At 65.8% G+C, this 14187-nt stretch carries 13 protein-coding genes; 9 read left to right on the forward strand and 4 right to left on the reverse strand.

What is annotated here, in order from left to right; translation table 11 throughout:
• Positions 1–31: 31 nt before the first annotated feature.
• The 7 genes from A5780_RS25925 to A5780_RS25945 all read left to right on the forward strand — a co-directional run bounded on the left by A5780_RS25925 (position 32) and on the right by A5780_RS25945 (position 4832).
• Positions 32–925 (forward strand): aminoglycoside phosphotransferase family protein, encoded by an 894-nt coding sequence (locus A5780_RS25925; protein ID WP_082976728.1) that lies wholly within the window; start codon positions 32–34, stop codon positions 923–925.
• Between the two features lie 249 nt (positions 926–1174).
• Positions 1175–1345: a hypothetical protein gene (locus A5780_RS41325; RefSeq protein WP_181064885.1), complete on the forward strand. Its 171-nt coding sequence runs from the start codon at positions 1175–1177 to the stop codon at positions 1343–1345.
• Positions 1346–1645: 300 nt separating this feature from the next.
• The gene (locus tag A5780_RS25930; protein ID WP_143860470.1) at positions 1646–1966 is read left to right on the forward strand and encodes a hypothetical protein; all 321 of its coding nucleotides are present in this window, start codon (positions 1646–1648) and stop codon (positions 1964–1966) included.
• Positions 1956–2867 carry a nucleoside hydrolase gene (locus A5780_RS25935; protein WP_082976729.1) on the forward strand — a complete coding sequence of 304 codons (912 nt, stop codon included), beginning with the start codon at positions 1956–1958 and terminating at the stop codon, positions 2865–2867. The genes A5780_RS25930 and A5780_RS25935 overlap by 11 nt, the downstream gene beginning before the upstream one ends.
• Before the next feature lie 346 nt (positions 2868–3213).
• Positions 3214–3528, forward strand: a complete 315-nt coding sequence (locus A5780_RS25940; protein ID WP_064909904.1) for a hypothetical protein — start codon at positions 3214–3216, stop codon at positions 3526–3528.
• A gap of 324 nt (positions 3529–3852) precedes the next feature.
• Complete coding sequence (locus tag A5780_RS40290; RefSeq protein WP_143860468.1) at positions 3853–4251, forward strand: hypothetical protein; 399 nt, start codon at positions 3853–3855, stop codon at positions 4249–4251.
• A gap of 143 nt (positions 4252–4394) precedes the next feature.
• Complete coding sequence (locus A5780_RS25945; protein ID WP_146101069.1) at positions 4395–4832, forward strand: hypothetical protein; 438 nt, start codon at positions 4395–4397, stop codon at positions 4830–4832.
• A 144-nt stretch (positions 4833–4976) separates the two neighbouring features.
• On the opposite strand, the gene A5780_RS25950 is transcribed toward A5780_RS25945, so the two are convergent.
• From A5780_RS25950 to A5780_RS25965, 4 genes are all read right to left on the reverse strand, one after another.
• On the reverse strand, positions 4977–6218 hold the full coding sequence (locus A5780_RS25950) for a helix-turn-helix transcriptional regulator (RefSeq protein WP_094028205.1): 1242 nt from the start codon (positions 6216–6218) through the stop codon (positions 4977–4979).
• Positions 6219–6362: 144 nt separating this feature from the next.
• Positions 6363–6860 carry a hypothetical protein gene (locus A5780_RS25955; RefSeq protein ID WP_064909907.1) on the reverse strand — a complete coding sequence of 166 codons (498 nt, stop codon included), beginning with the start codon at positions 6858–6860 and terminating at the stop codon, positions 6363–6365.
• Positions 6857–8461, reverse strand: coding sequence for an FAD-dependent monooxygenase (locus tag A5780_RS25960; RefSeq protein WP_064909908.1), 1605 nt, complete (start codon positions 8459–8461; stop codon positions 6857–6859). The genes A5780_RS25955 and A5780_RS25960 overlap by 4 nt, the downstream gene beginning before the upstream one ends.
• 380 nt (positions 8462–8841) lie before the next feature.
• Complete coding sequence (locus tag A5780_RS25965; RefSeq protein ID WP_082976730.1) at positions 8842–11379, reverse strand: AAA family ATPase; 2538 nt, start codon at positions 11377–11379, stop codon at positions 8842–8844.
• 425 nt (positions 11380–11804) lie between these two features.
• Between A5780_RS25965 and A5780_RS25970 the strand changes: the two genes are divergently transcribed.
• Together A5780_RS25970 and A5780_RS25975 are read left to right on the forward strand one after the other, a co-directional pair.
• Positions 11805–13091, forward strand: coding sequence for a cytochrome P450 (locus tag A5780_RS25970; protein ID WP_369829553.1), 1287 nt, complete (start codon positions 11805–11807; stop codon positions 13089–13091).
• Positions 13092–13097: 6 nt separating this feature from the next.
• Positions 13098–13922 carry a class I SAM-dependent methyltransferase gene (locus A5780_RS25975; protein ID WP_064909911.1) on the forward strand — a complete coding sequence of 275 codons (825 nt, stop codon included), beginning with the start codon at positions 13098–13100 and terminating at the stop codon, positions 13920–13922.
• The last annotated feature ends 265 nt before the right edge of the window (positions 13923–14187 follow it).

Raw genomic sequence — 14187 nt, forward strand, 5'->3', positions numbered from 1 at the left:
ACGCTCCGGGTTCGGAACTTAAGATGACGGGGTGGCGACGAGCATATCGCCGGACCGTGCTGCGGAACTGCACGCTGCGGTAGTCGAGGCATGTAATCACATAGACGTCGATCCCTCCGGGGCCGAGCTGATCAAATACACCGTTAATGCCGTCTACGCCCTTGGCGCGCCGATCGTCGTCAGAGTCGGCTCCGGTGATGTCGGTCATTACCGTGGGACGCGGCTGATCGAGACCGCCAACTGGTTGACACGACATGACGCACCGACGATCCGCCTGGTCGACGCGCAGCAGCCAGTGTTCATCGGCGACTTCACAATAACGTTCTGGCACAAAGCCCATCATCGTGAGCGGTGGACCGCCTCCGACCTCGCCCACCCGCTGCGCGCCCTCCATCTCCTCCCCACCGACGACGCCGACCTACCTCACTGGGATCCGTTCGAGACTGCGCGACATCGCCTGGCCGCAGCCGACGATGGACTTTCGGCGGACGACCTCCAGTGGCTTCAAGATGCATGGCTGGAAGTCGAGCAGAATTATCGGACCGCTGAGTTCTCGATGCCCTTCGTCCTCCTCCATGGTGACCCACACGTCGGCAATCTACTGATAGACCACCGCGACCGGATAGTGCTTTGTGACCTCGATGAGTCGGCGGTCGGGCCAATGGCATGGGATCTGGTGCCGCAGGCAGTCGGAGCCACGCGCTTCAATCGTGCCAACTTCTACCGGGATTTTGCAGCGGAATACGGCGTCGATGTTCGCGACCTCCCGGAATGGCCTGTCCTGGCCAGAATTCGCGAGCTGATCATGGTCACCAGCGTCCTGCCGGACCTCGGGCAGCGCCCCGGTATCGCAGCCGAACAAGCGCACCGGCTGGCCTCGCTCCGCTCCGGTGACGCCGCAGCCGTTTGGCATCCGTACCAGTAGAGAGTTTCTGCTCCCAGGGATTCCGCACCGGTGGCGCCCTGGTACTTACGCGCCGTATTCGAGGCCGCATTAGCGCGCTGTATCCGACGTATTTCCGCGCCGTTGAGTATCAGTGGTTCCCGGGCTTGACTCGAAGTATGGCAACGCGCAACGCAACAGGGCTTAGCGGCATGGAACTTCGCCCACCAAACCCCTCGGCCGCGCGCTGTGGATTCGAATGTTGGCTGATAGCCGCCCAGAGGAGATGAAATGTACGGGGTGATGAATCACGAGCGCGTTCCGGTGATGACTGTGGATTTCGCGCACGCGATTATGCAGGTGCATATCGACTGTGCGTTGTCGATCTGTCCGGTCAAGCAACAGGCGAAACAGCGGCTGATCGAGGCTAATCGCCTTGTCCCGGACAGTAATCGGATGTGATCCGGTTGATCGAACAGGTTCGAAGTCCTGCCCTCCTCCGGCCGTCTAGAAATTCGTGCCCTCGTCTATGCGCGCGGAACCCCGCGACGCGTCTCTCATTCGCCATACTTCCGGATCGAGGACCTCATCATGTCTACCGTTCTCACCGACCCGAGCACTCTGCCGGTGCAGCCTTCTCCCAGTGGTTTTCGAACGACGCGGGAGTACGAGAGATGCCTGTATGAGGGGTTGTTCGGTGGTTGCTTCTACGAGCCGCGTACTCGCGCCCTGACGATCCGTACCCACAGGGTGCGGGCGATCATGGCCCCAGAAGATCTCGCGGAGGTCGCGGCGGGGCGGATGCACGGGTATCTGCCGATCGTCACCCTGGTCCACCGCTCCGGCCCCGGGGTGTGGGTGCTGCTCACGCGCCCGCCGGCCTCCGGAGACGACCTGCTCGCGTTGGCCAGGCGTGCCAAGACCAGGTCGATCGTCATGGTCGGGCCAGGAGCCGAGCTTGCGTTGCCGACCGCTGGAGTATCGCGGCGCCGGTGGCGCGGGCCCGTGCCGACCGCCGCCACCATTGTCGGTGACTTCCCGGCCTACGCCGAGGTGATCGAAGCGCTCACCCATGACGTGTAACCCCACCTGGCCGCCACTACCTGCGTCCCTGGACACGCCGAGTGTGGTGTTCACCGATATCGGTGGTGACGTCGACGACGCCGCAGCGCTGGTGTTGATGGCGATCACCGACCCGCAGCTGGCTCTGGTGGACACCGTCGACGAGTACCCGGATCACCGGCGTGCACGGTCGGCTCGTCATCTGCTGGACGTACTGGCCCGCAGTGATGTTCGCGTGGTCGCGGGGCTCTCGCTCGGCGCGTCGGGATATTGGGCCGCTGATGGCCTGGTCCCTGCTGATATCGAGGTCCCGCCCGGCGACCTTTACGACGTCATGAGCGAACTGTGCGAGGCCGGTTCGAAATCGGTGCGCTGCCTCAGTCTGGGGCCGCTGACCGATATCGCGCGATTGCTGGTCACCGACGCCCATCGGTCCGCGCCGCTGGACTCCGAACGCCTGCTGCGCGTCACGGCGATGGGCGGCGCACTCAACTACCGGAATCCTGAACGGGCCGGACATAACTGGCGGATGAACCCGGCTTCGGTGCAGACGGTTCTGGCAGAGACCGAGCATGTCGCATTGGTGCTGTCGGACCATACACCGTCGACGAGATCGCGGTATCTGCGTCCTCGCCGCTGTATCGGCTGCTGGACTCGTTGCCGGGAGCGTCGGCGCAGCTGCTGCGGCAGCATTACGACCAGTTCTTCGGTCGCTTCTACGATTCGAGCAAGCTCCACGACGCCGTCGCCGCGAGCCTCGTGCTGGGGCAGGGGTTCGTGCCGAGGCGTGGGTGAGTTCGAACTGCGGCGTGACGGCCGTATGCGCGAAGGCCCCGGCACACGGGCGTGGCTGTCCGACGGGGTCGACTACACACTCTTCATGGCGTGGATGGAGCAGATCTTCCGGGACGTGCCCCAATGACCGAGGGCGGCGCAGGTCATCGGACATCCTTCACCCGAATATGCCGAAAGCCTGTTGTGATAGCGCCCCTGCCGATCACCAGCTCGCAAGCAACCGAATAGCCAGCCGCGACGAGCAGTCCTCGCTCAGCGCGAGCAGGTCGGCCGGGCGAGCGGTACAAGGTGCATCTCATCGGGTCGCGGAAGGCGCAAGCTCCATACGTTGCACGGCACTGCGTGCAGAAGGAACCCGGTCGAGGGCGTGGATTTCACCGAGCCGGACGGCAACGAAATCAACTCTGTCACAAGTCAACTCATCACCATCATGACGGTCGGCGGCGGATCTTGATCAGCACCATCGTCCAGTCATGATGAACAGGGAGCAGGAACTGCCGATGTCAGCTTGGGATCATTTGGTCATCGCGCAGCGCGAGCTGCGAAGGTCCGGTGCGCCGATATTGGTCTCGATCGGCCTGCCATACAAGGAGGGCCCGCGCACGTGGGCCGTGTCCTTCCGGATCGAGGGCATCGAAGAGGAGCCGCTCGAGGAGACTGTGAGGGGTGCCGACTCCGCCGAGGCATTGATTTCCGCCCTGAGGACGATCGCGGCGGTGATCGACTCGTGGAACGCCGACCACTCGATCACGTGGAACGGCCGGACCGACCTGGGGTTCTCGCCATAGCGATAGTCACCGTTGCCGATTCCGGGCTGCCGCCGAGCCTCGAGCCACGGCTTCATTCCAAGCGCCGAGGTCGATCGCCTCCGTCACGTTTACCTGCGGTCTTGAAACTGTTCATTCGCAACGCTATTGGAGGAAATCATGCCAGTCGGTGCAGCGCCCTCTCGCTCTGAGTGCGTCACGCGGCGGGGCCACCACGACACCAGCATCAGCGATTGGGGGGCGAGGTTCGACGCCCTCACCAGGCAGGCAACGCCTGGTGTGGACGCCGCAATGTTTGCCCGGCAAGCCCTCGCGGCATCCCGCTAGAAGTTACCGGCGACCGTGATGGAACATTTCTCGACTTCCAAGGGCCCCGCCGTTGATTCACAGTCCGGCGAGGTGCGGTCCAGCCGCGAATGCCGGCACACCAGTGTCGATGGGATCGAAGTGTCGTGGCGAGTGGTCGATCATGGCGTGCGCGTTCGGTCCATCCGTGAGGTGGCCGGCCGGATATTGATGTCCTATCGAGGCCCGGACTACCCGGATTTGGGGCAGGCCGAAGAACTGTGGCCGCGGTTGTCAGCGCTGTGGAATGCGGTGCGTGAGGAACTGCGGCTGACGAATCCGGAAGAAACGTCACAAGAGCCTCCCGCGCCCGGCCATGCTGGTCCGGTCGAAGCCCGCCCGGGAGAGGGCATCTCCAACACGACAATCCGACGACCCACCGGAGGTAGCGTCACATGAAACGTGCCGACAAACCCGCACGGAGGTCGGCGCGAGTGAGCTGGGTGTTGTGCACTCCGATCCTGGCGCGGCTGGCGGGCCGGGAGCTGGCGGGGCGGTGGCCGACTACATCGTTCACCGTGAGTCGGCTTCGGCCTCGATCGGTGACACGACGCTCGTCTGTGCTGGTGCAATGGTCCGACGGCCCGAGCGAGGAGGCGGTCAGCAGTTGGCTGGCCTGCGATGCCACCGAACGACGCGCCAGCAGAGCCGCGGATCGATCGCAGCCCGCTGCGTGGATGCGACCGCTGCTGGCCATGTGTGTAGTCACCACCGAGCGCACGATCACTCCCGCTGGCATGGACATGATCGCGGCGGCGCTCGAACGCGACTGCGGGGTGAGCGTGCCACGGACCGACGAGGGTATCGACTGGGAGCGGGCTGCTGATGTATGGGTCATGGCGCCGATTCAACTGAGCGGCAGCGCTTTCGAGTCACTGGCTGGCACGGCGGCAACGACGATGCAGGGCCCGGTCCCCGTCGCTCTCGCGCTGCGCCTGGTGTCGGAGTTCGTCGACCTGACCGGCGGTACAGCGCAGTAGGAGGCGCGGTAGGGACTCGCGGGTGCGGACGCGCTCGGTGTTGTCGAGATAGAGGCCGCTGATCCCGTGTGTACCGGTCGGAGCAAGAGCACGCGCGGGGGCCGTACGGGTCATCCGGCGGATTGCCGCTGTCGTTGCGCGGCATCACGTGCTCGGGACCAGGGAGATGTTCAGGTGTCGTGCTGGTGCTCGCCACGGGGTAGAAACGGTGAGGGCAATCGGTGTGGCCTGGGACGAGTGGGTCGGGTCGGCGATGGTGGTGTGCAGCGGGAACAGCTGACCGTCGATCCGCGCGGTCCACATCCGCGGGAACTCCGGCTGTGTCGACAATTCCGCGATCAGTGCCGCACGGGCCTGCTCGGGCACAGTGCCGCGCGACAGGTAGTGCAGAGCGTAGGTGAACACCGTCGTCACCTCGTGCCAAGCACTGCCCGCGAACACCAGTCGTGCCATCGGATCATAGACCAGCCACCGGAGGAAGTTTCCGGCCTCGAGTAGCCGCGGAAGTTTTTGCACGGCAGCATCATTGGCGGCTGCGATGTCGAAGAGCCCGGCAGTGAGCAGTATCGCGGGGAACCGCGTGGCGGTGAGCTGTTGTTTCATGTCGGCCGGGGCGGGGCCCGGCTCGGGCGCGGCCCGTGCGGAGGTTTCGTTGCGCAGGATCAGTTCGGCCAGGTGGTCGCGGACCTCGTGGGGAAGCCCGAGTGGGGCGGCGAAAGTCTGTAGCGTGCGCACATTCACGCGCCGTTGCCCGCGCAGTATTTTGCCGATGTGCTCCTTGGACAGCGATGTCTGCTCCGCCAGCTCCGAGTGCGTGATCTGACGTCCCACGGTCGCGAAACCCTCGAACACCCTGTGCTCCTCGAGTTCGGCGGCGATGATTCGATCCAGTTCGGCCTCCTCGGGCCGGCTGCTCGTGCCCTCGTCTCTGCTCTCCGGCGTCGGCGGGCCGCCGGATACGGGAGGCTGGTGCGGTGAGATCTGCAAGCCACTGCTGGGGAGATAGGGGTTGATGCCGTCCCGTGTCGGTGGTTGCCCTCTGCCCCGCCACGGCCCATCGTCCGCCCACGGCGACCGGGCTCGTGCCGTGGGGCCGCCCTCGTCGCTGTCGTCGTCGGCGGTGACGAGGCTCTGGTAGACCGCCATGCCCCGGTCGGGACCCGTCTGTGGGCGGTGTGGATGGATGCGTGGATCGGCCGAGTGTGCCCTTGTTCTGGCCATCGCCAGACTCCTCGTGTTTTCGTTCGGCTCCATGTGCGGAGTCACGCCGGGATCTCCCTCCTTGGCAGCGGTGGGAGTTGTTGTGCTGCTGGCGATGTCGAACGGTTCGGCGAACTGGGTGGCTCGCAACAGCTCCAGTTGTCCGTACCGGATTCTCACCAGCATGCGTACGAGCGCGGCCCGGCCCGCGCCCGCACGGACACAGACGACACCAGGAGCAAGGACCGGCTCGATCCCGGCGACCCGAACGCCACCCTGCCGACCACCGCTGCGTGTTGAGCAGTGGCCGACAGGGGCCGGATGTGGTTCTCACAGCACCGCACCTGCCGATAGCGGTGCACCTTCGGCAGTGCGGGGCCACAGCCGTGTCGGGGATAGCGTGACGACGGCACAGACCGTGCGCACGATTTCGAGGCAGTCGCGTCCCCACCGGTCGGTGAGGTAGGTGCGGGCGGGGACCATGACCGCGTCGGCGCGCCACTTGCGCACCCGGTGCAGGAGGTAGTCGACGGGATCGGTGGTTGTGTCGTCGCCCTCCGGTGGGAAGTGCGCGATGTCGGCGACTCGCCACCGGTGGCGGGCAGCGGTCGTGCGGATCGCGTGGTCTTCGGCTGGCGTGATCGCGCTGGCGATCGCTTGAGTCCGGCAGGAGTGCAGATCGGGACGGATCAGCCCGACGACGACGGCTTGTGGACCGCGTCCGACGAGAGCGTCTGGCGGCAGCGGGTGCTCTGCCGCGCAGGGGATCGGGTCGGCCGCTCGCGGGTAGGGTGCGCTCGCGCTCAGAACCGGGGTGAATGTGGTCATGTCAGGACGGTTTCTTTGAGTGCGGTGTGGAGTGTGCCGGGGTCGGCGGGAATCCGCAGCGCGATGTGCCCGTCGGGGCGGACCAGGCACGCGGTGTCGTCGGTGGGCTGACCGTAGAGGTCGTGCACGCGGGCGTCGTGGGCGACGAGTGCCCCGGTGGGCGCGTCGGCCGGGATGTCGGGTGAGGTGATCACGACGGTTCGCACGAGGTCGTGGTAGGGCGCGGTGATTTCGGCGAGGCCGCCGGCCACGGGTGAGTGCGCTTGCCGATGCAGCATCAGCAGCGTGTAGTACGGATGAGACAACAGATCATGCACGCCGGTTGTCGAGGTGACGGGGATGTCAGGGGCGCGGTCGCCGACGGTGAGGCCGTCGAGTCGCGGCAGCCCCGGTGGCTGGGTGAGGACGTCGCGGTAGTGGTGCGTCAGGCCCGCGATCCTGGCAGCTGCCTGATAGGGGAAGTCGGGCTGCTGACGGATGATGTCGAGCCGGTCCTGGATCGAGGAGCCGTGCGCCATCATGATCTGATGCAGCATGCTGCTCGCGTCGCCGACTTGGACCGCGATCGGCAACCGCTCGGCCTGGTAGGTGTCGAGGAGTCCCTCGGGTGCGCGGCCGGTAGCGGCCGCGGCGAGTTTCCATCCGAGGTTGTGCGCGTCCTGGATGCAGTTGTTCATGCCGAGTCCAGCGGCGGGGCTGCCCACATGGACCGCGTCGCCAGCCAGCAGCAGACGCCCGCGCCGGTACTGGGTGGCCTGGCGGCGCCAGATCGGGAACTCGGTGGTCCACTGCGGAACGCTGAGCCGCGCACCGGGTAGCCAGTCGTCGACGACGGGCTGGAACGCGTTTCGCGCCGCGTGAGGGTCGGGGGCCGGGTTGGCCACGGGAGTGGCGCGCATATCGCTGATCAGCACACGGTGACCGGTGGCCAGGGTCGTGGTGAGCAGCATGTGGTCGGCGTCGATGAAGTAGTGGATCTCGTCGGTGCTGACCGGATACCGAGCGATGCGCGCGTCCATCATCCGGAATTGCAGGCCGGCGTACTCGTCGCCGGGAAAGTCGATTCCCATGTGGGCGCGCACTGTGCTGTGGAGTCCGTCGCAACCCACCAGCCAGTCCGGATGCATCCGGGTCCGGCCACGACCACCCCGGCTGGTGTGGTCGAGAACGGCGGTGATCCGGCCGTCGCTGTCGGTGGTGACCGAATCCAGCCGGGTATTCCACTCGATCGAGCCGCCCAGGGACGCCAGGTGCTCGCGCAGCGCGGCCTCGGTGTCCTGCTGCTCGATGACGAGGATGTAGGGGTACGGGGTGTCGAGCACCGTGAAGTCCAAGCGCTCGACAGCGCCGCCACGGAAGTGGAAGGCCATCCCTCGATGGCGCAGACCGCGCTCGAGGAACCGGTCGACACACCCTGCCCTGGCGAACCCCTCCAGCGTGCGCGCATGCAGCGTGAACGCCCGCGACGTGACCAGCGGACCGGGCCGCTTGTCGATGACACGGCAGTCCACCCCACGAGCCAACAATTCAGCGGCGATCGTCAGGCCCGTGGGACCGGCCCCCACGACGAGAACCGGATCACGCGAATGATGTGCAGACATGGGAATCCCTTCGTCCGATGCCGGGATCTCGGCAATGGTGCGAGTAGGCGGGAGAGCGAATGTGGTTTTGGTGAGGCGTTTACTGGGGCGCAGGGCAGTGGAGGTCGATAAGGCGAGCGTCACATGTCCGCGAGGAATTCGAATCGGTAAATACCCATGCTGCGCCTGGAAAGCTATCTACTCACGAACCTGGGGGGTGCCATAAAAATGTGTGTTCATCAGGCGTTATGTCTCGCCGACGGTACGGTGCTTCGCCCGAGGAGTAATCCGTCTGACCGGCTCGCCGGGTCGTCATGTGGCCAGTGGCGTACGGGGCCTGAAGACGGCGCGTAGGTGCGCCGGATACTCCTGAATGGGTTTTCCGGCGGGAGCTTCGCCTGTTAGTGGTGGTTCTCGGGGACGTGTTTCGCGATGTGGTGGCGGTTCGGAATGCCGAGTTTTGCCAGGGTGGCGGCAATCTGTCCGTCGACGGTTTTGGTGGAGGTGCCGCGACGGCGGGCTATCGCTGAATTCGAGAGTCCCGCTGCGGCCAGGCGAGCGACCGCTTTCTCCGATTCACTGAGTCTGTCCCATGGTGTTGCCGCGAACTTGAGGGGTGTGTTTTGAGTCGTGCGCCCGCCTCGCTGGGCGAATTCCTCCGGCGTGGGGGCGACGGAGAGGGTGAGTTCTCCGAGCGCGAGGCGATGGACGTCGTTGTTGTGTGGATTCAGTTGCTTGCCGCGGGCCGTTTCGGCTGCGAAGTGTTCGTCGCCGAGGATGCCTCGCGCTGTTACCTGGGCCTTGCGGCACATCTTGGCGAACGATCCCATGACGGTGATGTCGACGCCGAGGTGGGCTTGCAGGGTTTCGGCCCCGCCCAGGGTTTGGGCGATCTCGTGGGCGAGTTGCCAGTCGCGGTCGCGATCGTTGCCGGTGATCATGCGTTCGAGTGCCCAGGTGCGTAGCACGACGCTCCACATCGCCCCCCACTGGTCATCGAAAGCCATTTGGTAGGACAGTGTTTCGCGCAGGACGCGGGTGGCTTCGTGTGGGTCGCCGTGCATGGTCAAGGTGACGGCCCAGCTCAGTTTCACCCAGCTGGTGGCCCAGCTCGCTCCGGAGGCTTCGGCGATGCCCACGGCGCGGCGGGCGATGGTGTGGGCCTGCGGGGCCGACCCGAGCAATGCGGCGGCCAGCGCTCCGAACATGTGGGCGAACACCTCGGCCGGGTTGTCGGCGGCGTGGTACTTCTCGCGCGCTCGCTCGATGATCGCAATGGCGCGGGCGTCCTCGGCGCCCAGGAACAGGGCGGTACCCACCGTGATCTCGATGACGGCGGGCAGGCCGAAATCCCGGTCAGGGTGCTCGGCCCATTCGGCGCGGTCGGGCTCCGACAGATAGCACGGGATCACTTCGTCGAGGAAACGCCGGGCCTCGTGGCTTTGACCCGATCGGATCGCCAGCCACGCCAGCGCTGCTCGCAGCTCGAGCTGAAGGTCGACCGGTTGCGGCGACACGGTTTCGCTAGCGTCGAGGCACCTTTCGGCCAAGCCGCGGATTTCGCGTATCGACCCGCGTACGAAGGGCACGCGCAAGGTGATCAGTCCACCGCAGATCTGCAGGCCGGCCTCGGCTTCACCGCGCATGGTGATGCTGGTCTCGATCGCGGCGACGATATTGCTCCACGACGACCGTGCCCACATGACCAGCGCCCGCTCGCGCGGACTGAACCAATTGCGCGCGTCGTCGACCACCCGGTCGCGGTAGTAGGCGAGGTGACGTTTGGCCAACCGTGCGGGTTCGCCAGGGTCGTTGTCGCGCAACCGGTCCCATGCATACACCCGCAGGGACTCGAGCATCGAGTACCGCGACCCGCAAGGGGTGATGTGGATCGAGACCAGCGACTTGTCGGCAAGGCTTTCCAGCAGCCCTGCGATCTCGTGTGGAGACACACTCACCTGATCCGGGTCAGTGCTGGCGTGTTCGTCGCTGCATACGGCGATGATCGCGTCGAGGTCCGCGCCCACATCTGCCGTGTCACCGGTGTCGTCGGGATTTCTGCCGCCGGGTGCGAAGGCAGACAGCCTGGTGAACAGCAGTTTTTCCTTGTCGCTGCACAGTTGGTAGCTCCACGCGATGACGTTGGTGATCGCGAGGTGTCGCGGATCGGCGCCCGAGCGGGCTCCGGTCGACCATCCGAGCCGTTTGTCGTCCGCGCGGCCGGTCAGCTCGGCACACAGGTCCGCCAGACCTTGGTAGCGCAACCGGCCGACCGCGAGCCGGATGTGGAGGGGGTGGTGGGTGATGTGCTCGCAGATTTCGGTCGCGGCAGCGATGTCGTCGGCGTTCCATTCCAGCGAGCGTCCGATCAGGGTGCAGCGCTGCCGGAACAAGGTCAGCGATTCGGCGGGCGAAAGCACGGGAACCGGGATCAGGCGTTCGTCGACCCACGCGATCGGGCTGCGGCTGGTGGCCAGGATGGTCAGATTCGGCAGTGTGTTGAGCAGCTGGGCGATCAGATGCCGCAGAGCGGGCAGAACATGCTCCCCGTTATCGAGAACCAGGACCGCACGGCGACTCGGGCCCGCCGAGTCGGTGCCGCGCAGGGCGGCTTCCAAGGCTTCGCCCGCGCGCCTGTTGGAGAAGTCCGCGGAGATCACTGCCGAGGCGGTGGCCTGCTCCACCTGTTTGAACTCCGCATCCACCGGTAGCCGTGCCAGCGGCACCCAATACACCCGCACCCCTTGAGCCTTCGCGCTGCGGGCGGCTTCGTCGGCAAGCCGGGTCTTGCCGATACCCCCCGGCCCGATCAAGGTGATCAGTCGATCCGGCCCCGATATCAGCAGGGCGCTGATGAGCGACAGTTCGTCCTTGCGGCCCACGAAGCCATGAGTCGGTGCCGGAACCGCACCGCGAGCATTCCCCCCAGGGTTGGTCATGCCGACGACTATATCCCGGAAAAGGGCCGCACGGTCTCCATGAGCGAGCCGCGCGCACTATGGGTAGGTAGGTTTTTAGGTATATACCCATACCGACGAAAACGCTGAGAGCGCAACGGAATACGGGCCACGCCGCACAGCATCGTTTCGCTGCACTGCGATTCGGAGGCTGAAGCTCGAAAAGCCTCGCCATGCTGCATCTTTCGCGGTAGCCAACGATTCGATACCGGGTCCGGTCCGTCTCTGTCAGTGCCGCCGAATAGGTGTATTCCGGACGTGTTGTCGTTATGGGTAGGTGGGTTTTTGGGTATGCGTATCCATTTCGATGACGCTGATAAGGGTGGCACCGTATTGATTGGCTGCCGGGTAATTCGAGCAATTCCTCGCAGGCGATGAGATTGATTCCAGACCACTTTTCCAATGGAGTGACGTTGACCTGTCCTGTTGTCCATGGCTCTCCCATCGATACCGGCGAGGCCCGCGTGGCGATCCACGGGGAGAGCTTCCGCCGCGATCCGCACGCGGTGTATCGGGCGCTGCGGCGGCGGTATGGGACGTTGGCGCCGGTGGAGCTGGCGCCGGGCGTCCCGGCTACGCTGGTGCTCGGCTATTACACGGCCGTGCGGATCCTGCACGATCCGGAGCACTTTCCCGCCGATCCGAGGCCGTGGCAGCAGAGCATTGCCGGTGACTGCTCGCTGCGGCCGATGATGGAATGGCGTCCGGCCGCGCGGTACTCCAGCGGAGCCGAGCACGCTCGCTACCGGGCACCGTCGGTCGCCGCCATCGAGGGTGTCGACCTGCACGCGATGCACGCGCGCGTCGAACGGATCGCGACCGCGCTGGTCGACGCTATCCTCCCCGCGGGCCGAGCCGACCTGGCATCCCAGTACGCCTTCCCTCTGGTGCTGGCCGTGCTCACAGAGGTATACGGTGGCTCCGAGGACATCGTGGGCCAGGTCGCGGCCGGCACGAAGGAGCGCTTCGACAGCGACGGCACCGCGGCACCCGGCATGGACACCCTCACCGCCGCGTTGACCGACCTCGTCCCGTTCAAGCGCGCTCACCCAGGCGACGACATCACCACACGGCTGATCCAGCATCCCGCCCGGCTCGATGACCGGGAAGTGGCCGCCCAGCTGATGAGCTTCGCCGGAGCGGGCTTGCAAGCGGTGCCCGACCTCGTCTGCAACGCGCTGCGTTTGATGCTCAGCGACGATCGATTCGGCGGCAGCCTGCTCAGCGGCAGCCTGCACACCCGCGACGCCCTCGACGCGGTGCTGTTCAACGACCCGCCCATGGCCAACTTCTGCACCACCTACCCACGCCAGCCGATCCTGGTCGGCAACATGTGGCTGCCCGCGGTCCAGCCGGTCGTCATCAGCATCGCCGCCTGCAACAACGACCCCGAAATAGCCAGCAATGACACAGCCCGGTCGGGCAATCGATCGCATTTGGCGTTCAGCACCGGCCCGCATGCCTGCCCCGCTCGGACCGTGGCGTATCAGATCGCGCAGGACGCGATCGACTACCTCCTCGACCTCATCCCCGACATCGTCCTGGCCGTGCCCGCCGACCGGCTCGAGTACCGGCCGGGCCCGTTCCACCGCGCACTCACCGCGCTTCCCGTCGTGTTCCCCCGCGCCCAGCGATCAGGCGCACCCACCCCACACCGGACCGACCCCCGACATCTCCCACCGAAGAAAGGGTGAACACACATGCACACCGGACGCCCCAGCGACACCGCCGCCGCCATCGCGCACATCAGAGCCAAGTACTCCAAACTCCATCCAGAGATACTCGCCGATCCGCTCGCCGACCGAATCCTCTGCGAGCCGGTCCTCGACCACACAGTGCTCGATCGAGGGCTGGCACCGGACGTGGCGCACCGCCGGGGCCAATACATCCTCGCGCGCTCCCGATTCGCCGACGACCGCCTCGCCGCGGCTGTCGCCAGAGGAGTCGACCAAATCGTCATCCTCGGCGCCGGACTCGACACCACCGCCTACCGCAGCAGCCACCACGTGCGATTTTTCGAAGTCGACCACCCCGACACCCAGACCTGGAAACAGCGCCTGCTCGCCGAGGCCACCATCCCCGTCCCCGACACCGTGACCTTCGTACCGATCGACTTCGAACACACCACGCTGGCAGCAGAACTGGCGACAGCAGGTCTGGACCGCAGCCGCCCGGCGGTCTACATCGCGCTCGGTGTCACCGTGTACCTCACCCGGCCAGCGCTCGAGGACATGCTCGGCTACATCCTCGACCACCACGGCGGCGAAGGCGTCCTCGACTACTTCTACCCACCCCACCACGCCAGCGCCGACCACCTCCACACGCGCGCCGAAAGCACCGCACGACTGGGAGAGCCATGGCGCTCCTGCTTCACCGCCGACGAATTCCACCACCTCATCCAGTCTTTCGGGGGCCAGCTCCTCGAAGACCACTGCGCGTCCGAGCTTGTGGCCGCCTATGCCGGCCGGACAGAGATACCCTCCACGGCGGCGGGAACGCATGTCGTCCACTGCTCGGGCCGCTGACACCGGTCCAGGGCCAGGGCGCGCCCGCGACCTCTGGTTCTATCGGCGATCTGTGACGTCGCCGATCTGTGAACTCTGACGTCGCCTTCCGAACCGGTGATGTTCATATCGGGAATTTTGACGTCGTGATCTTGATGGTGGTGGAAAGGGGGCGTGTGCTTCGCCCTCGACGCACCCGTTGCAGGGATACCGTGCGCACCACCGTGCCTCGGACGAGGCTGCGGAGGTGCACCGCGGACCCGGCCTGCTCTACGAGAGAAGTGGC

Source organism: Nocardia sp. 852002-20019_SCH5090214, assembly GCF_001665865.1.
GTDB classification, from domain to species: domain Bacteria; phylum Actinomycetota; class Actinomycetes; order Mycobacteriales; family Mycobacteriaceae; genus Nocardia; species Nocardia nova.